Genomic DNA, 18,301 nt, shown 5'->3' with positions numbered 1-18,301 from the left:
TCCGCGTGCGTTGGGGGCGCGGCGGCTGGGGGCAGAACTCCTATCTTGACACTGTCAAATTGCAGCTGGACTCAGCGTGCGCCATCATGTTGACAATGTCAAGTTCTGTTTCTGTGGCCCGCGCCTACCATCACGGCGACCTACGCGCCGCGCTGCTGGCCGCCGCGCGCGACCTGCTGCGCACCCAGCCCGCCCGCAGCCTCAGCCTGCGCGAGGTCGCCCGCCGCGCCGGGGTCAGCCACGCCGCGCCCGCCCATCACTTCGGGGACCGCCAGGGCCTCCTCGTGGCGCTGGCACTGGACTGCATGACCGAGTTCGTCAGCGCGCAGGAACAGGCCGCCGCCGGTTCCGGTCCCCTGGAGAATCTGCTGGGCGTCGGGGCGGCCTACGTCGCGTACGCCGCGCAGCACCCGCAGGCGTTCACGTTGATCTTCGAACCGGAGATCTGCCCACCGGATCGTCCCTCGCCGCTGGCCCCGCTGATCGAACGGAACCATGCGCTGCTGGACGGCCTGATCCGCGAGGCCCTGCACGCCGGGCAGCTGCGCAGCGACCAGCCGCAGGCGCTCGCGGCAGCGCTGTGGGGCACCGTGCACGGCCTCGCGCAGCTCGTCCTGCTGGGCCACCTCTCCCCTGGCGCTGTCCCGTCGGCCCTGCACGCCCTGCTGACCGCCGTTCCGGGTGCGGCAGATGGCGACCTGAGGCAGCAAGGGCGCGTGGTGGACCCGCTACCCTGACCGGGTGACCTCGCCTGATATCCATGTTCTTCCGGCTCATGTGGCGCGTCTGATCGCGGCGGGTGAGGTGGTGTCGCGTCCGCTGGACGTGGTGCGGGAACTGGTGGACAACGCGCTGGACGCCGGGGCGACCCGAGTCGAGGTCGAGGTGGACGGCGGGGGCCTGCGGCTGGTGCGGGTGCGGGACAACGGGGGGGGTATCCCGGCGGGGTCGGTGGGGTTGGCGCCGCTGCGGCACGCGACGAGCAAGCTGTCCCCGCAGGCGCGGTCGGTGGAGGGCGTGACGACGCTGGGGTTCCGGGGCGAGGCGCTGTGGGCGGCGGCACAGGCCGGGGAGCTGCACGTGGTGTCGCGTCCGGCGGCGCAGGTGGGCGCGTGCGAGGTGCTCGCGCAGGGTGAGGACGTGCAGGTGGCGCGAACCTCCGCCCCGGCGGGGACGACGGTGACGGTGCGCAACCTGTTCGCGCGGCTACCGGGGCGGCTGCGGACGCAGGCGCCGGCGGCGTCGGAGGTGCGGGAGGTGACGGCGCTGCTGGGCCGCTACGTGCTGCATCATCCTGGGCTGCACTGGCGGCTGTCGGTGGACGGCGAGGTGCGCCTGACGCACGCGCCGAGCGATCACCGGGGCGCGGTGGCGAGCGTGTACGGTCCGCTGAGCGCGAACCGCGTGCTGGCCGTCTCGGGCGAGGGGGTGCGCGGGGTGGTGTCCCGCCCGGAGTTGACGCGCGCCCGGCGGGACCGGATGCATGTCAGCGTGAACGGGCGGCCGGTGCTGGCCCCGCCGGAGCTGGAACGCGCGGTGATCGAGGGCTTCGGCGAACTGCTTCCGGCGGGCGTGGCGCCGCTGTGCGTGCTGGACGTGACGGTCGCGCCGGAGGATCACAATCCGAACGTGCATCCGGCGAAGCAGGTGGTGGCGCTGGCGGACCTGCCGGGCGTGGCGGCGCGGGTGCGGGCGGCGGTGGCGGCGGCGCTGGCGGCGCATCCGCTGGCGCGGGCGCTGCCGGAGTTGCGCCCGGCGGCGGAGCCCACCCCGGCGCCGGGGCACGCGGCGTTCCCGGCGTTGACGCTGCTGGGCGTGTATCAGGAGCTGTACCTGCTCGCGCAGGGCGAGGGGGACCTGTGGGTGGTGGACGCGCACGCCGCGCACGAGCGGGCGCTGTTCGAGCACCTGACCCGTGCGCTGGGCGGGGCCCCCCCGGCGGAGCTGCCCGAGCCGGAGCTGCTGCACCTGACGCCCGAGCAACTGGCGCGCCTGCACGAGCGCGGCCCCGAGTTGCAGAGCTGGGGCCTGACGCTGGAGGACTTCGGGGCGGGACTGGCGCGGCTGCGCACGCTGCCCGCCGCGCTGGCCCCCCTGAACGTGCCGAGGCTGCACGAGCAGATCGTCGAGAGTGCCCTGGGGGACGGCCCGGACCCGCGCCGGGACGTGCTGGCGCGGCTGGCGTGCGCGCCCGCGCTGAAGGCCGGGATGCTGGACCTGGGGCGAGGTCAGGCGGTGCTGGACGCCCTGGCGGCCTGCGAGCACCCGTGGGCGTGCCCGCACGGGCGGCCCACGGTGCTGCGCCTGAGCGAGCGGGACCTGGCGCACGCGTTCGGGCGTCGGGGCGCGCGGGACGTGCCGCGCGGGCGGGACGCCGCGCCCAGTGCCGGGCCGGGGGTCAGCGGGTCGTGAAGGCGCTGCGCTGACCGCTGAACAGCGTGGGGAAGGTCGCGCGGGCCGCGCGGGTCAGGACCGGCTGCACCCAGTAGGGCAGGTTCGCGGTGGCGTTGCGGATCTCGAAGCGTCCGTCGCGGTTTTCGGTGGTCACGCCGGTCCAGCCGGGCCGCAGGGTCAGGTCGTAGGTGGTGTTCAGGCCCGCGCAGCGCCCCCGCAGGGTGACGGTCCGGTCGCTGTACACCCACTGGCCGCGCCGGGTGGGCGTGGTGGGGTGGTCGGCCTGCACCAGGGTCGCCACGCTGTTCGTGGCAGCGTTGAAGAGCAGCAGCGTCTCGGCGGTGTACGTGCGGGCACCTTTTGGCGCCACGGTCACGCCACTGCAGACCTCCAGTGGTTGCACGGGGGGTTTGAACCCGGTGGGAACGACCACGTTGAAGCGCGTGCCTTTCAGCGGGCCCATGCCGAGCAGCCAGCCGCCACTCAGGTTGGTCAGGAGCACGGTCAGCGGGCCGCTGCCGAGCGGGGCGGTCTGCGCGGGGTTGCGCAGTTCACCCCCCAGACTGAACGAGGCCGCGGGGGCCAGGGTGACGGTACCGAGCAGGAGGGTCAGGCAGAGGCGGGCATTCACGTCCCTCAGGGTGGTGGGCGCGCGTCAATGCCGTGTCGGCCCGCGTGAAGTTCGTCACAGGCCGCCCGGACAGGCGGCGCGAGCGGTCACAGCGGTTTCCGGTTCCATTGAAGGGCCGACACCACGCCCCTCCATTCCACTTCCAACCGCAGGTGTGTCAGGTGCTCGTTCTGCGGCGCAGCTCTTCAAGTGCGCTCGTTCAGGAGTAGTGAAGGTGCCCTTCACTACTCCTGAATTCTGCTGTCAGAAGTGGGTGCGGAACACCCCGACGCGCGGGCTGGGGCGGCGCTCGCCGCGCAGGGCAGGGTTGCGGCGCGTGGCGTCCAGGTACACCAGGCGCAGCAGTTCCCAGCGTTTCAGGCCGGGCTTGTGCTTCTGTTTGTTCAGCACGTGGCGTTCCAGTGCGGCGCGGTTGCCGTTCAGCGCGGCCAGCACCCGGGCCTCCCAGTAGACGTCCTGCGCGGAGTCACGGCGGCCGGGACCGCGGGGAATCTGGGTGTAGCGGCGGCCCCCGCCGACCACACTGCGCAGGAGGAACGCGGCGGTCGCCAGGACAACAACCAGCAGTAGTGTTGTCAGGATCATCTGCGTACTGTATCCGGCGGGGCGGGGAGGTGTGGCGAAGTTTGTCACGTCGTCAGCTGCTGTTCAGACAGGCGACCGGCCCGGCGTCGTGCGGGCCGGGCCGGGAGGAGCAGGCGGTCAGCGGTGACGGGCGATGTCGCGGTTGTGCTCCGCGAACGTGTGATTCACGTAGATGTTGCCGTCCAGGCCATGCAGGAAGTACACGGCGTCCCGCCCGTCGGGCAGGGTGCGTTTGGGTTGCAGAACGGCGAGCAGCGCGGCCTGCCCGGGGTTGTTGATGGGCCCGGCAGGCAGCCCGGCGCGGGTGTACGTGGAGTACGGCGTGTCCCGGCGGAAGTCCCCGGCGCTGCGGTCGAGTTCCGGCAGGTTCTTGCCCAGACCGTACGCGACGGTCGGGTCGCTGCCGAGGGTCATGCCGTCGCGCAGGCGGTTCAGGAACACCCCGGAGATGATGGGCATCTCGGCGTCGTTGGCGGCCTCGGCCTGCACCATGCTGGCCAGGATCACCCAGTCGCGGACGCTCAGGCCCAGCTTTTTGGCGCTGGCGATGCGTTCGGGCGTGAATTCCTGGTTCATGCGGTCCAGCAGGGTCTGCACGATCTGCTGCGGGGTGGCCTGGGGGCGCAGGTCGTACGTGGCGGGGAACAGGAACCCCTCGAGGTTCTTCTGCCTGCCGCCCGCGTAGGGACTGAGTGAAGCGTCGTTCAGGACCTTCAGGATGGCCGAGCCGTCGAATCCGGCCTTCTGGAAGATGGCAGGCAGGTCCCGCACGCGCCGCCCCTCGGGGATGGTGACGCTGACGGTGGGAATGCGGGCGGGCCCGGCGAGCTTCTGCGCGACCTGCTCGGCGGTCATGGTGCCGGTCAGGTCGTACAGGCCCTCTTTCAGGCTGCCGGCGGTGCCGCTGCGGCGCATCAGGAAGCGCAGCACGTCGCCGTTCTTCACGATCCGCTGCTGCTCGAGCGTGCTCGCCACGCCCGCCAGGGTGTCGCCGGGTTTGACCTCCAGGGTGTAGGCAGGACCGCCCGCTGGCCCCAGGAGGCCGCGCACGTACCACAGCGCGCCGCCGACCGCGCCGAAGACCAGCAGGGTGAAGATGGCCAGGACGCGCAGGCATCCGGCGCCGCCGCGCCTCACGCGGCCCCCGCGCCGTGCGTGGCGATGCGGGTCAGGAGGTCCTCGTCGGTGGGCGGGCGCGCCCCGAAGCGGGACACGACCCAGCCGCCGACCTGCACGGCCAGCTGCGCGGCCCGCACGGCGTCCCCGTGGGCCAGCCAGCCGGTCAGGAACGCGCCGCCGAAGGCGTCTCCGGCGCCCGTGGCGTCCACGGCTCGTTCGTTCGTGGCGGGTACCTGCACGCGGGCCTGCGCGGGTCCCTCGATCAGCACGCCGTCCTCGTCGAGCTTCATGACGATCAGCGCGTCCGGGAAGCGGGTGCGGAACCAGTCCATGGCGTCACCTCGGTCTCCGCGGCCGCTCATGGCGCGGGCCTCGTCGTCGTTGGGGAACAGCACGTTCACGGGCAGGCGGTCCAGGATGCGCAGGAACACCTCGCGGCCCAGGCTCTGGATCATCTGGAAGCTGCCGGGGTCGAGGCTCAGGGTGGCGCCGCCCGCGCGGGCCAGTTGCGCGGCGTGCAGCGCCGCCGAGCGGGGCGGGTCGCGGAACAGGCTCCAGGCGGTCAGGTGCAGGTGGCCCGCGCCGCGCAGCACGTCGCCGGGCAGTTCGTGCGGCAGGAGTTCCCAGTCGGCGCCCTGTCCGGTCAGCATGGCGCGCTGGCCGCGCCGGTCGATCAGGCCCAGGATCACGCCGGTGGGATGCTCGGCGCTCTCGATGACGTCCGCGGCGACGCCCTCGGCCTGAAGTTCCGCCACGGCCAGTTCCCCGAAGCGGTCCTGGCCGATCTTCCCGACGAAATGCACGGCGCGTCCGGGGCCGGTGCGGCGCGCCCAGACGGCGAGGTTGGCGGCGCTGCCCCCGCCGGACAGTTCGATGCGGCCTGTGCTGTCCCCGCCGGGCAGCAGCAGCGTGTCCGGCTTCGCCAGCACGTCCCAGGTGAGGTCTCCCAGCGAAACCAGTGGTCGTTCAGTCATGTTCGAGCGGCAGCATACCGTTCCGGCACGAGCAGACGGGCGCGTGGGCCCGCAGCCGGACCCCAGGGGCGGACAGAACCCCTTGAGGGCCCCACCGGGACTCGCTAGCATGCGGGGCGTGTCTTCCCGACAAGTCCGCCTGCCGGTGAGCGGCGCCGCGTGTTCCCCGGCCACCGCTCCTGACGCGGACTCGTCCGCTCCTTCCGCCTGCGCCGCGCCCCCGGGCGGGCCGCCACGCCGTGCCGACCTCTAAACGCCCGCCGCTGTGGGACCTGTCGCAGCAGAGCCGGATGAACCTGCTCACGGCGCTGCTGCCAATGCTGCTGTCGGGCGTGCTGATCGTCGCGGCGTTCCTGCCTGCTCACCAGACGCTCTCAGGGGCCGATCAGGCCTGGAACACCCGCAGCTACAGTGACCTGGAAACGCAGCTCGCCCAGTACGCGGTGCTGGAGGCGACGCCCGGCGCGTCCCCGCTGACCCTGAAGGTGCAGAAGGCGAACCTGCTTCAGCTGCTGCCTGACGACCTGTCCACGCAGTTCCCGCACCTCGCGGACCGCGAGAGCGAGGCGGGCGTGAACCTGAGCCGCGTGGAGACGCTGCTGGCGCAGGCGACGCCCGGCGCGACGAAACAGGCGCTGGAGATCACCTCCGCGTTGAACGAGGCGAACACCCGGCATCAGGAAGAGCTGCGGCTCGAGTTGCAGCGGCGCCTGCAGCGCATCGAGAGCACCATCCTGCTGGTGGGCCTGATCAGCGGCCTGCTGGGCAGCACCCTGATTCTGGGGGCGCTGAACCGCGCCGGGCACGAACGGTCGGCCCGGGAACGCAGTGAACTGCAGCAGCGGGAGGCGCTGGGCATGGCCGCCCACGAACTGCGCCGCCCGATGCAGGCGCTGCTGCTGGCCACCGAGGCGCTGCGGCACACCGACAACATCCGCGCCCGCGAGAAACTGCTGCGCGGCATCGAGGACGCCGCCGAGCAGCTCGCCAGCCGCAGCGAACTGGAACACCTGGACGCCCGGTACGTGCAGATGACCGCCACGCCCGCACCGACCGACCTGACGACCCTGGTGGCCCGGCACGAGAGCCTGCGGGTGCGGGTGCGCCGCCCCCCCACGCCGCTGCTGTGGATGGTGGACGCCACGCAGGTGCAGCAGATCATCGAGAACCTCGTGGAGAATGCCATCAAGTACAGCAGCGGGCCGATCACGATCACGCTGGACCCGCCCACGACCACGTGGGGGCCCACCATCCGCGTGACGGATCACGGGCCGGGCCTGCACCCCAGCCTGCGGGAGCAGGTGTTCCAGAGCGGCACGCGCCTGGCGACGCACGTACCGGGGCGCGGGCTGGGGTTGCCGCTGGCGCGGCGGCTGGCGCAGGTGAACCGCGCGGAGATCACGCTGCACGACACGCCGGGCGGCGGGCTGGACGTGCGCGTCACGTTCCACCTGCCCGACTGATCACCTGACCGACTGACCCGGCGGCGGCGTGCCTGTGGGCGGGACTGTCATGCTGGGGCATGTCGTGTCGAGGATGGATGTGGAGCGCGGCGGCCCTGGCGCTCCTGGGCTGGGCGGGCGCCGAGGGAGCGTCGGGGGGCGAGGCGCACACGGGGCCGCCCGCGTTCCTGGTGCAGTTGACGCTGCTGCTGATCGTGTCGGCGGCGGCGGCGTATGGGTCGTTCCGGCTGCGGCTGCTGCCGATCATCGGCTTCCTGCTGGCCGGGGTGCTGGTGGGGCCGGGCGCGCTGGGATTGATCCGCGACCCGGAGCTGATCGCGGCGGCCTCGGAGGTCGGGGTGATGCTGCTGCTGTTCACGATCGGGATCGAGTTCAGCCTGGAGCGCCTGGCGCGGATCGCGCGGCTGATCTTCCTGGGGGGTGGCCTGCAGGTGGGCCTGACGGTCCTGGCGGCGGCCGGCGCGCTGCTGGCCTTCGGGGTGGGCGCGGCGGACGCGGTGTTCACCGGGTGCCTGCTGGCCCTGTCGAGCACCGCGATCGTGATGAAACTGCTTGGCGAGCGGGGCGAGACGAACGCCCGCACCGGGCAGGTCAGTCTGGGCATCCTGATCTTCCAGGATCTGGCGGTGGTGCTGATGGTCCTCCTGATTCCCATGCTGGCCGGGCAGGGGGGCGGCGCGGCGGGCGTGCTGCTGGCGCTGGCGAAGGCGGGGGGGATCATCGCGCTGGTGCTCGTCGCGGCGCGGCGGGTGGTGCCGCCCCTGATGGAGGTCGTGGCGCGGACGTGCAGCACGGAGATCTTCCTGCTGGCGGTCGTGGCGCTGTGCTTCGGCACGGCCAGCCTCACGGCGCTGGCGGGCGTGAGCCTCGCGCTGGGCGCGTTCCTGGCGGGCCTGCTCGTCAGCGAGAGCCGCTACGGCGCGCAGGCGATGGGTGAGATCCTGCCCCTGCAGATCCTGTTCAGCGCGGCGTTCTTCCTGTCGGTAGGGTTGCAGCTGAACCTGGGATTCGTGCTGGACAACGTGGGGCTGGTCCTGGGCGCAGCAGGCCTGATCGCGCTGCTGAAGGTCGTGGTGACGTCCCTGAGCGTGCGCCTGCTGGGCGAGAACTGGCGCACGGCGCTGCCGGTGGCGCTGCTGACCGGGCAGGTCGGGGAGTTCTCGTTCGTGCTCGCCACGACCGGCGCGGCCCTGGGCCTGAGCTTCGCCGGGCTGGGCGAGCGGGGCTCGGGGGTGTTCATCGCGGCGACGGTGCTGCTCATGGCGCTGACCCCGGCCCTGGCGGCGCTGGGCGGGCCGCTGCTGGGCCGTCTCCCCTCCCCCGCCCCGGGCGGCGCGGCACCGGACGCCCCGGCCGGGGAGGGTGGCGGGCACGGCCTGCCCGTCGCGGACCGCGTGGTGTTCCTGGGGTACGGCGCGCACGCCCGCCTGGCGGCCCGCGCCCTGAGCCGCGCGGGGCAGCCGTACTCGGTGGTCACGCGCAGCCCGGACGGCGCGAGTGAACTGCAGGGGCGCGGCGCGCCGGTCCTGATCGCGGACTACACCCGCGCCGGACTGCTGAGAGAACTGGAGATCGACTCGGCCCGCGCGGTCGTCATCGCGGACGACGACGCCGAGATGACCGAACGGACCCTGAGCGTCCTGCGCACCGTGGCGCCGCAGGTGCGGGTCATTACGCGCGCCACGTCCCCCGAGGGCTTCGCGGGGTTGCAGGCGCTGGGCGCGCAGCACGTCCTGAGTCCCCACAAGGAGATCGCGGCGGGCATCCTGGACCTGCTGACCCCGCCGGAGGTCACGCGGGCGGAACTGTCCCGCCACCTCGCCGAGCACCCGCCCGTGACCCTGAGCGCCACGCAGCGCGCCCAGTGCGACCACGCCGCGCACAACGCCGGGCCGGTCACGCCCGAGGCGGACGTGTGCCTGGAATGCGTGGCTGCCGGGGATACCTGGGTGCACCTGCGGGTCTGCATGACCTGCGGGCACGTGGGCTGCTGCGACTCCAGCAAGAACCGCCACGCGACCCGCCACGCGCAGACGCAGGGCCACCCGGTCATCCGCAGCGCCGAACCCGGCGAGGACTGGGCGTACTGCTACGAGCACCGCTGGACGAAATGACCTCCGATTGATCAGACCATCGGCTGGTCAGTGTCCTGCGGTCGCGTCAGGCTGACTGAGGCGCTGGAAGAGGGTCGCGGAGGCCTCGTTCAGGCCCACCAGGGTCGGGGGGCGGCCCTGGCGGGTGAATTTCCGGGTGACCTGATCCAGCGCGGCCACGGCGGACCCGTCCCACAGGTGCGCGCCGCTCAGGTCGATCACGATGGGCCCCGCGTGCGTGAAGTCGAACTGCTGCAGGAAGTCGTGCGTGCTGACGAAGAACAGCTGGCCCTGCACGTGGTACGTGCGGACGCCGCCTCCCTCGGTGACGGTCACGCGGGACGCTCGGGCGACCTGCCGCGCGAACATCAGTGCGCTGAGGATCACGCCGACCAGCACGCCCCGGCTGAGGTCGTGCGTGGCGACCGTGACGGCCACGGTGCTCAGCATGACGATCGCCTCGCCGCGCGGCGTCGCCTTCAGGTCGCGCAGGCTGCGCCAGTCGAAGGTGCTGACCGACACGACGATCATGACTGCCACGAGCGCCGCCATGGGAATCTGCACCAGCAGTGGTTGCAGCAGCAGGATCAGGATCAGCAGGCCCAGGCCCGCCGTGAAGGTGGACAGCCGCCCGCGCCCGCCGTTCGTGACGTTGATCATGCTCTGGCCGATCATGGCGCACCCGGCCATCCCGCCGAAGAACCCGGTGATGATGTTTGCGGCGCCCTGCGCGCGGGACTCGGTGTTCTTGTCGCTGGTGGTGTCGGTCCGCTCGTCGATGAGCTGCGCGGTCAGCAGGCTCTCCAGCAGGCCCACCAGCGCCAGGGTGAGCGACACGGGCAGGATGATGTTCAGCGTCTCCAGCGTCAGCGGCACCTGCGGCAGCGCCAGGGGCGGCAGCGCGCCCGGCAGGGTTCCCATGTCTCCGACGGTGCGGACGTCCGCGCCGGTCAGGACGGACACGACCGTCAGGGCGACGATGGCGACCAGGGCGCTGGGCACGGCGCGGAACACGCGCGGCAGCAGGTAGATGATGGCCAGTCCGGCGGCCAGCAGGGCGTAGGTGGGCCAGGTCGCGCCGATCAGCTGCGGCAGTTGCGCCAGGAAGATCAGGATCGCCAGGGCGTTCACGAAGCCGGTCATGACGCTGCGCGGCACGAACTTCAGGTAACGGGCCAGGCCCGCCCAGCCGAACGCGACCTGAATGACGCCCGTCAGGATGCTCGCGGCGAACAGGTACGCCAGCCCGTGGTCCTTCACGAGGCCGGTCATGAGCAGCGCCATGGCGCCGGTCGCGGCGCTGATCATGCCGGGCCGCCCGCCGATGAACGCCGTGACGATCGCGATGATGAACGACGCGTACAGGCCGACCTGCGGGTCAACACCCGCGATGATCGAGAACGCGATCGCCTCGGGAATCAGGGCCAGCGCGACGACGGTTCCGGCCAGGATGTCCGCGCGGGGGTTGGTGGTCCACTCGCGCCGGTACTGCTGCGCGCGGGTCAGGGGTTGTGTGGTCATGTGCACCTCGTGGGGTGCCGTGACAACCGGCGGCGGGCGCACGGGCCTGCCGGGGTGGGAGGGGCGCGCATGCGGAACGCGGGCCGGGTGCTCCGGGTGTTCGGTTGTCGTCGGGGGCGTCTCTCGTGGGACGCCGCGCCCGCGGCCCGGCCAGTATGCCGCACGGGTCGGGGCTGGGGCAACATGGGCAGGGTAGCGGCGGCGCCCATCTGCGGACGCGCCTGTCCGCGCGGGACCGTAGACTGCCGCGCATGACTGCTCCCAGCGCCGTTCCGACCGAGATCGTCACGCCCAGGTTGCGGCTGCGCCGCCCGGATCCGGTGGACGCGGAGGCGCTGGTCGCGGCCGTGAACGCGTCGCTGCCGCAGCTGCGCGAGTGGATGGTGTGGGCGCAGGCGCCCATGACGCTGGACGCCTCCCGCGAGAACCTGACGGGTGCCGCCGAGCGCTTCGATTCGCGGGAGAACCTGCGCTACCACGTGTGGAACGCCGATGGCACCGAGCTGGTGGGCAGCAGCGGGTACCACGCGCTGGACTGGCGCGTGCCCAAGGGCGAGATCGGGTACTGGATCGCCACGGCGCACGCCGGGCAGGGCTACGCGCGCGAGGTCGTGCAGGCGCTGACGGACCTGGCCCTGACGGACCGCGCGGCGGGCGGCCTGGGGCTACGGCGCCTGGAGATCCGCTGCGATCCCGCCAACGAGCGCAGCGCCCGCATTCCCCCGGCGCTGGGCTACGCGCTGGACGCCCGGCTGGTGAACGACGACGTGTCGGCGGACGGCTCGGCGGTGCGGGACACGCTGATCTTCAGCCGCGTGCGCTGACGTTCAGGGCGTGATGCGCGTGCCGGCCTCGCCGCGCACGGCGGCGGACAGCGCCCCGGCGTGCATGCCGCTGGCGATCACGGCGAAGGGCGCGCCACGGTCCAGGGCGTCCAGCGCGGCGCGGACCTTGGGGATCATGCCCCCGGCGATCCAGCCGTCCAGAATGCCCCCCTCGACCTCGGCGCGGGTGAGGTGCGCGGCGCGGCTCTGGGGGTCGGGGAAGTTGCGGTACACGCCGTCCACGTCGGTCAGGAACACGATGCCCTCGTTCAGGGCGCCCGCGACGGCCCCGGCGGCGGTGTCGGCGTTCACGTTCAGGGCGTCCCCGTCCGGTCCGACGGCGATGCAGCCGACGACGGGCGTGAGGCCCGCGCCGAGCAGGGCGCGCAGCACGTCCGCGTTCACGTCGGTCACGCGGCCCACGCGGCCCAGCGTGGGGTCGAACACCTCGGCGCGCAGCAGGTCCGAGTCGCGTCCCATCAATCCGACGGCGTGGCCGACGTCCTGACTGAGCTGCTTGTTCAGCTGACACAGCGCCATCTCGACGACGTCCATCGCGTCGGGGGTGGTGACGCGCAGCCCGCCGCGGAATTCGCTGGGGATGCCTCGCGCGGCGAGTTCCCGTTCGATGACGGGGCCGCCGCCGTGCACGACGACGACCGTCTGCTCGGCGCGCAGCGCGGCGATCTCGGCGGCGACGGCGCGCCGCAGGTCCAGGCTCTTCATGGCATTCCCGCCGTACTTGACGATCACCCCCGGAGTGTAGCGCCGGGGGTGACTGCGGAATGCGTTCAGATGCTGGGGCTCAGCTCCAGTTCCAGAGGGTGGGTTCGTACTCGAACGATGTGGGCGCGAGGCGGCGCAGGTGCCCGATGGCCGGGAACGGGAAGTGGTACCCGCTGACCCACAGTTTGCCGTCGGTGATGCGCGCGAAGACCTCCTGGCGGGTGCGGGCGGCCTGCGCGCCGTCGGTGTCGAAGCCCACGTACGCGCCCTCGTGCTTCAGGGAGATCAGGAAGTGCCCGCCGGCGTCCCCGAGGATCAGGGCGCTCTGGTCGCCGCTCTGCGCGAGGACGCTGTGGTGGTTGGCGGTATGGCCGGGCGTGGCGACGGTCAGGACGCCGGGCACGATCTCCTCGCCGCTCTTGAGGAGCTTGAACTGGTCCTTCAGGCCGATCAGGTTGTTCTTCACGGCGTCGTTGGGGTTGGCCTGCGTGACCCAGAAGTTGAATTCGGCCTCGTTGATCATGTGCTGCGCGTTCGCGAAGGTGGGTTTGCCGTTCGTGGTGAGGCCGCCGATGTGGTCGCCGTGCCCGTGCGTGATGAACACGACGCTGATCGTGTCGGGTTCGATCCCGGCGCGGCGCAGGTTCGCGACCAGCTGCCCGCTGGCGCCGCCGCGTCCGGTGTCGATCAGCATGCGCCTGCCGCCGATCTCCAGCAGGACCGGGTTGAAGTGGTTCACGGTGTTCGTGGCGGGCACGCTGTACTCGGCGAGGGTCGCGGCGAATTCGGCCTGCCGGTCGGGGTTGGCGCCCCAGGTGGGCAGCAGGGCGGCCAGGGCGGCGGTGCCGTCGCTGACGGTGGTCAGGGTCATGTCGCCGATCTTCTGGCGGTAGAAGCCGCTGCCGTTCATGGCCATGGCGCCGGAGGCGGCGGCGGGTGTGGCCGGGGTGGCGGGCGCCGTCTGGGCGCGGGCCAGGGGCACGGCGGCCAGCGCGGCGCCGGTGGCGGTCAGGAAGCGCAGCGTGTCGCGGCGGGCGGGACGGGGGGTGGTCTGGTCGTCTGTGGGCATGCGTGGACCTCCGAAACGTGAATTGGGGAAAACGCCTTCACGTTAAGCAACCGCGGCCTGCTGGAGATGTCACCCAGCCTGCCATTCCCACCCGCGACCTTGAGTCATCCTTCATGCCGTCCGGAGCCGCAGCCACGAACGTTCGAGGGTGCCGCACGCGCAGCACCCCCAGGTTTCCGCGCCTGGTCAGTGGTCGCGCAGCCAGTCGATCAGAGCCTCGCCCGACAGGGGCGGCGTGATCGCGTAGCCCTGCGCCGCGTCGCACCCCAGGTCGCGCAGCATCTCCAGCTGATCGGCGGTCTCCACGCCCACGGCCACGACCTTCAGGCCCAGGTTGTGCGCCAGGTCGATGGTGCCCTGCACGAGTGTCAGGGACTTCTCGTCGCCGGGCAGGCGGGCCGTCAGGGTGGGGTGCAGCTTCACCTTGCTCAGCGGGAAGCGGGTCAGTGCGGCGAGGCTGCTCGCGCCGTCCCCGAAGTCGTCCACGCTCAGGCGGGCGCCCAGGGACCGCAGTTGTTCCAGCAGGCCCAGCGTCTCCTGGCTGTGGTCGATCAGGCTGCCGGCACTGACCTCGATGTCCGGCGCGCCCTCGGCGGACAGCAGGGGCAGCAGGCGGCGCAGCCCGGCCGAGCGGCGCAGTTCCTCCAGGCTAAGGTTCACGCCGACCGTCCAGTTGCCGTAGCGGTCCGGCAGGGCCGAGCGCACCGTCTGGCGGCCCTGCACGGCCTCCTTGACCACCCACTCGCTGATGTTCGTGATCAGCTCGCTGCGGCTGGCCAGGTCCAGGAAGCGGGCGGGGCTGAGCAGACCCAGCGTGGGGTGATTCCAGCGCAGCAGGGCCTCGGCGCCGGTGGAGCGGCCGCTGTGCAGACTCACGGCCGGCTGGTACAGCAGCGTGAACTGATCCCTGTCGAGCGCGCCGCGCAGCGCCTCTTCCAGCTCGAACGCGCGGGCCACCTCTTCCCGCAGGGCCGGCTGGAAGATGCTGCGCTGCGCGCGTCCCTGCCGCTTGGCGTGCTGCATGGCGACCTCGGAGTTCGCCAGGATGTCCTCGCCGCCACCGGTCCGCTCGGAGGCGCCCAGCGCAGCCGTGAGCTGCACGTCCCGCTGGCCGACCCGCAGGGGGTTCTCCAGGATCGCCTCGGCCCGCGCCAGGGCGGCGGCGGCGTTCAGGCCGGGCAGGAACACCACGAAGGAGTCGTCGGCCAGGCGGGCGGACAGGCCGCGCGCCTCGCTGCTCAGGTCGTTCAGGCGCGCCGCCACCTGGATGAGCAGGCGGTCGCAGGCGGTGCGGCCCAGCGCGGCGTTCAGTTCGGAGAACCCGTCCAGGTCCAGGCAGACGGCGGCGCCGCCGTCCGCCGCGCGCGTCAGGGCCTCGCGCACCCCGGTGCGGTTCAGCAGGCCGGTCAGGGCGTCGTGCCGGGCGTCGTGCCGGATCTTGGCCTGCGCGCGGCGCAGCGCCGTCAGGTCCCGCAGGGTCAGCAGCAGGCTGCCGCGCGCGCCGCCGGCCTCGCCGCCCACGCCGGTCACGCGCAGTTCCATCTGACGGACCGTGCCGTCCGGCAGGGCCAGCAGCACCTCGCGCCGCAGCGGCAGCGGGATCTCCTTCCAGTCGGGCAGGCTGATCGGCTCACCTTCGGGCGTGAAGATCTTGACGCCCAGTTCCGTCATGACGCGCGTGACGGCCAGGCCCACCAGCCGCGCGGCGTCCACGCCGAGCAGCGTGGCGGCGCGTTCACTGACCAGTTGCGCGCGGCCCGCGTGATCCACCAGGATCGTGGCGTCCTCCGAGAGGGCCAGGACCTGACTCATGACGCCCAGCGGCGCGCGGCCGTCCCGGTCGGCCGCCTCGCCTTCGGCGACCAGCAGGCCGGGTTCGGAGGTTCGGCGGACCCGCAGGTTCAGGGTGCCGCCTCCGTTGAGCTCCACGTCGGCGCGCGCGGCGCCGCCCGTCGCGGCCAGCCGCACGAGGTCCCGCACGGGGTCGCTGGGCACGTCCGCGAAGCACGCCCAGGACCACAGGGGCGCGCCCGTCACGACCGGCGCGCCGGCCGGCAGCAGCGACAGGAAGCCCTGACTGGCCTGCAGGACCGCGCCGGATTCGGACAGCAGCGCGGCGGGCGTGTCGGTATCCAGCAGCGCCGACACCCGCGACGCGCGCTCATACTCGCCGGTCACGTCCTGCAGGGTCAGCATCACCCCGGCCGAGGACGCCCCGAAGTACGGTCGGGCCTCGCCCCGCATCCACAGGGTCTGGCCGCTGCGGGTGACCTGCTCGTCCGCCAGGCGCACGGACCGGCCGGCACTGGCCTGCATGAGCGCCTGGATCAGTCCCGGCCGGTCACGCAGGACGTCCTGCACGTTCAGGCCGGTGACGTCCGGTTCGGCCAGAGCGAACAGTTCCAGGAAGGGCCGACTGACCCGGCGGAACACCAGGTCGCCGGTCAGCCAGGCGGTGGCGACAGGCAGCTGGGTGATCAGGACCTCGGTCTCGCGGTTCACGCCGTCGGCGCGGGCAGCGGCGAGCAGCATGGTCAGGACCTGGACGGCCACGTCGGGCGCCGGGCCGTCCTCCTGCCACAGCAGGCCCAGCAGGTTGCCTTCGCGGGTCAGCCAGGTCATCTCGCCGCGTTCGAACCAGTCGTCGGGCGGAACGAGGTCCTGCCCGGCGTATTCAGAGGGGGCGTCGGCTCTCACGCGCAGCACCTCGTCCCCCAGGGAGGCGAGCAGGGTCGCGTGGGGCGTGTGGACGCGCATCAGGTCACTCAGGGCTGATTGCACGGCGGTGAAGGTCGCGGTCGTCACTATGGGGTACCTCGAACCAGCTGGAAATGGGGGCGGGCGGTGGGCCGGCACATACACCGGGCATGCTGACACCTGCACTCTTACCGTCATCATTCACCATGGATGAGCGGAACGCACGTCAGGATGAGGACGCGGACCGGCCCGGAAGGCGAGTGCCGGGTCTTATCCTGGGGGGCATGAAGCAGAAGCTCTCCACTCTGGTGGCCCAGGCGCGCGGCGGGCGCGTGGTCCGCACGCCCTTCGTGAACGGGGACGACATAGACCGCCGCCTCCTGAACGACGACGAGGTCCGTCACCGCATCGCCGGGGGATTCCCGGACGCGCGGCGCGTCCTGCTGACCCTGCACCCCGCGCACATTCCCGAGGTGGACAGCGGCGTCAGCGTGTACCGCGTCATCCCGCAGGAGGGCGGCCCCGCGTGGGACGACCAGGATTTCGCGGTGCAGCTCAAGCGCCTGGGCTTGGACGAGGAGCAGCTGGGCGACCTGCGTGAGGACCGCGGCGGCTTCCTGATCGCCGCGACCGGCAAGGCCGCACAGGCTATCGCGGACCTGACCAGCCTGGGCGGGCGCGACGTGGACGTGGAACCGGTCGGCGAGAGCGCCGGGAAGGGCAACAAGCTGCGTGAGGTCGTGGTGCCGAGCATGCGCGTGGACGTCGTGGGCGCCAAGGGCTTCGGCGTGAGCCGCGCGTACTTCCAGCAGGGCATCGACGGCGGCAAGGTCCGCCTGAACGGCCAGCCCGCCCGGGCCAGCAGCGAGATCCGCGAGGGCGACAGCCTGTCCGCCGACGGCCTGGGCCGCATCGACTTCAAACGCGTGGTGAACGAGACGCGGCGCGGCAACTACAAGGTCGAACTCGACGTCCACCGATGAGACGAATTCCGTCTGTTCCGCTGACAGGTCAGCACACCACCGACCTGCCAACTCCACGTCCGGACCCCGTTCTGTTCCTGCTCGCGTCCGCTCGGGGTGAAGGGCAGACCTCACCCCTTCGACCGGAACCGGCATGATCGACCTGCTGTCCCGCAACCCCAGCCTCGACCCGGACGCCCTGACGGCCGAACTGGCCCCCACGCCCCGCTACCAGGGCGTGCGCTTCGCCACGTACCACCCGAACGCGGACTACCCCAGCCAGGAGGAGGCCCGCGTGGCGATGCAGGCGTTCCTGCGGGGCGCGCAGGTGCGGCCCGGGGGGTTCCGCCTGTTCCGGCGCGCCAAGCCCGAGGGGCGCGGCCTGTACCTCGACGGGGGCTTCGGGGTGGGCAAGACGCACCTGCTGGCCAGCGCGTGGCACGACGCGCCGGGCCGCGCGGCCCTGATGAGCTTCCAGGACCTGATGTACATCATCGGGGCGCTCGGCATGCACCGCGCCGTGGACGCCTTCCGCGGGCACGACCTGCTGCTGATCGACGAGTTCGAACTGGACGACCCGGGCAACACGCACATGGCGAACACGTTCCTGGGCCAGCTGATGCCCGGCGGGACCAGCGTGATCGCCACGAGCAACACCGAACCCGGCGCGCTGGGGCAGGGGCGGTTCAACGCCAGTGACTTCCAGCGGCAGATTCAGGCGATCGCCAGCCGCTTCGAGACGCACCGCATCGACGGTCCGGATTACCGGCAGCGCGGCGTGCGCCCCGAGGACGTCCTGACCCCAGGCGAGTTCACCGCATGGGAGGCCCGGCAAAACCACGCGACCCTGGCGCGCCTGAACCACCGCGAACTGAGCCGTCACCTGCTGCAGGTGCACCCCAGCCGCTTCAGCCGCCTGCTGGCGGGGGTCAGCGCCGTCGCGGTCACGGACCTGACGCCCATGCCGGACCAGAACGTCGCGCTGCGCTTCGTGCACTTCATCGACAAGCTGTACGACCTGGGCCTGCACGCCGCGTTCACCGGCACGAACCTGAGCGGGCTGTTCAGCGACACGTACCGCCACGGCGCGTACGCGAAGAAGTACAGCCGCTGCCTGTCGCGCCTGTCGGAATTGCTGAAAGAGGCCCGGCAGGACCGGTAAGAGGTGGAGGGCTGAAGCCTCTGAACAGCTGTTCCCGGTCCGGTCACGCGCGTACCTAACGCCCGTTTGGGTAGCATGCGC

General features: G+C 72.1%; 15 protein-coding genes. 7 read left to right on the top strand and 8 right to left on the bottom strand.

The window, feature by feature from the left end; all coding sequences use genetic code 11:
* Positions 1-95: 95 nt before the first annotated feature.
* A complete protein-coding gene (locus IEY69_RS11805; protein ID WP_189073335.1) occupies positions 96-737 on the top strand; it encodes a TetR/AcrR family transcriptional regulator in 642 nt (213 codons plus the stop codon).
* Positions 738-741: 4 nt separating this feature from the next.
* Positions 742-2,412, top strand: coding sequence for a DNA mismatch repair endonuclease MutL (gene mutL, locus IEY69_RS11800; RefSeq protein WP_189073334.1), 1,671 nt, complete (start codon positions 742-744; stop codon positions 2,410-2,412).
* Here mutL and IEY69_RS11795 read toward each other — a convergent pair.
* From IEY69_RS11795 to IEY69_RS11780, 4 genes are all read right to left on the bottom strand, one after another.
* The gene (locus IEY69_RS11795) at positions 2,399-3,025 is read right to left on the bottom strand and encodes a hypothetical protein (protein WP_229783895.1); all 627 of its coding nucleotides are present in this window, start codon (positions 3,023-3,025) and stop codon (positions 2,399-2,401) included. The genes mutL and IEY69_RS11795 overlap by 14 nt on opposite strands.
* A 243-nt stretch (positions 3,026-3,268) precedes the next feature.
* Positions 3,269-3,610 carry a hypothetical protein gene (locus tag IEY69_RS11790; protein ID WP_189073333.1) on the bottom strand — a complete coding sequence of 114 codons (342 nt, stop codon included), beginning with the start codon at positions 3,608-3,610 and terminating at the stop codon, positions 3,269-3,271.
* 117 nt (positions 3,611-3,727) lie between these two features.
* Positions 3,728-4,747 carry an endolytic transglycosylase MltG gene (mltG, locus tag IEY69_RS11785; RefSeq protein ID WP_229783894.1) on the bottom strand — a complete coding sequence of 340 codons (1,020 nt, stop codon included), beginning with the start codon at positions 4,745-4,747 and terminating at the stop codon, positions 3,728-3,730.
* The gene (locus IEY69_RS11780; RefSeq protein WP_189073332.1) at positions 4,744-5,703 is read right to left on the bottom strand and encodes a carbohydrate kinase family protein; all 960 of its coding nucleotides are present in this window, start codon (positions 5,701-5,703) and stop codon (positions 4,744-4,746) included. Before IEY69_RS11780 ends, mltG begins: the two co-directional genes overlap by 4 nt.
* Before the next feature lie 239 nt (positions 5,704-5,942).
* On the opposite strand from IEY69_RS11780, the gene IEY69_RS11775 reads away from it, so the two are divergent.
* Entirely contained in the window at positions 5,943-7,166 is a 1,224-nt protein-coding gene (locus IEY69_RS11775; protein WP_229783893.1) for a sensor histidine kinase, read from the top strand.
* Between the two features lie 59 nt (positions 7,167-7,225).
* On the top strand, positions 7,226-9,280 hold the full coding sequence (locus tag IEY69_RS11770) for a cation:proton antiporter (RefSeq protein WP_229783892.1): 2,055 nt from the start codon (positions 7,226-7,228) through the stop codon (positions 9,278-9,280).
* Between the two features lie 27 nt (positions 9,281-9,307).
* Here IEY69_RS11770 and IEY69_RS11765 read toward each other — a convergent pair whose 3' ends face one another.
* Positions 9,308-10,780 (bottom strand): SulP family inorganic anion transporter, encoded by a 1,473-nt coding sequence (locus IEY69_RS11765; RefSeq protein ID WP_189073330.1) that lies wholly within the window; start codon positions 10,778-10,780, stop codon positions 9,308-9,310.
* Positions 10,781-11,031: 251 nt separating this feature from the next.
* Between IEY69_RS11765 and IEY69_RS11760 the strand changes: the two genes are divergently transcribed.
* Positions 11,032-11,604 carry a GNAT family N-acetyltransferase gene (locus tag IEY69_RS11760; protein WP_189073329.1) on the top strand — a complete coding sequence of 191 codons (573 nt, stop codon included), beginning with the start codon at positions 11,032-11,034 and terminating at the stop codon, positions 11,602-11,604.
* Between the two features lie 3 nt (positions 11,605-11,607).
* Here IEY69_RS11760 and argB read toward each other — a convergent pair whose 3' ends face one another.
* The 3 genes from argB to IEY69_RS11745 all read right to left on the bottom strand — a co-directional run bounded on the left by argB (position 11,608) and on the right by IEY69_RS11745 (position 16,204).
* A complete protein-coding gene (gene argB, locus IEY69_RS11755; RefSeq protein WP_189073328.1) occupies positions 11,608-12,357 on the bottom strand; it encodes an acetylglutamate kinase in 750 nt (249 codons plus the stop codon).
* 52 nt (positions 12,358-12,409) lie between these two features.
* Positions 12,410-13,399, bottom strand: a complete 990-nt coding sequence (locus IEY69_RS11750) for an MBL fold metallo-hydrolase (protein ID WP_189073327.1) — start codon at positions 13,397-13,399, stop codon at positions 12,410-12,412.
* A 186-nt stretch (positions 13,400-13,585) separates the two neighbouring features.
* Positions 13,586-16,204, bottom strand: coding sequence for a sensor domain-containing protein (locus IEY69_RS11745; protein WP_229783891.1), 2,619 nt, complete (start codon positions 16,202-16,204; stop codon positions 13,586-13,588).
* 176 nt (positions 16,205-16,380) lie between these two features.
* On the opposite strand from IEY69_RS11745, the gene IEY69_RS11740 reads away from it, so the two are divergent.
* Together IEY69_RS11740 and zapE are read left to right on the top strand one after the other, a co-directional pair.
* On the top strand, positions 16,381-17,079 hold the full coding sequence (locus IEY69_RS11740) for a S4 domain-containing protein (protein ID WP_189073326.1): 699 nt from the start codon (positions 16,381-16,383) through the stop codon (positions 17,077-17,079).
* Between the two features lie 133 nt (positions 17,080-17,212).
* A complete protein-coding gene (gene zapE / locus IEY69_RS11735) occupies positions 17,213-18,220 on the top strand; it encodes a cell division protein ZapE (protein WP_189073325.1) in 1,008 nt (335 codons plus the stop codon).
* The last annotated feature ends 81 nt before the right edge of the window (positions 18,221-18,301 follow it).

Source organism: Deinococcus sedimenti (assembly GCF_014648135.1).
Classification (GTDB): Bacteria; Deinococcota; Deinococci; order Deinococcales; family Deinococcaceae; genus Deinococcus; species Deinococcus sedimenti.
Note: the sequence above shows the minus strand (reverse complement) of the source record. Positions and strands in the feature narration are given on the sequence as shown.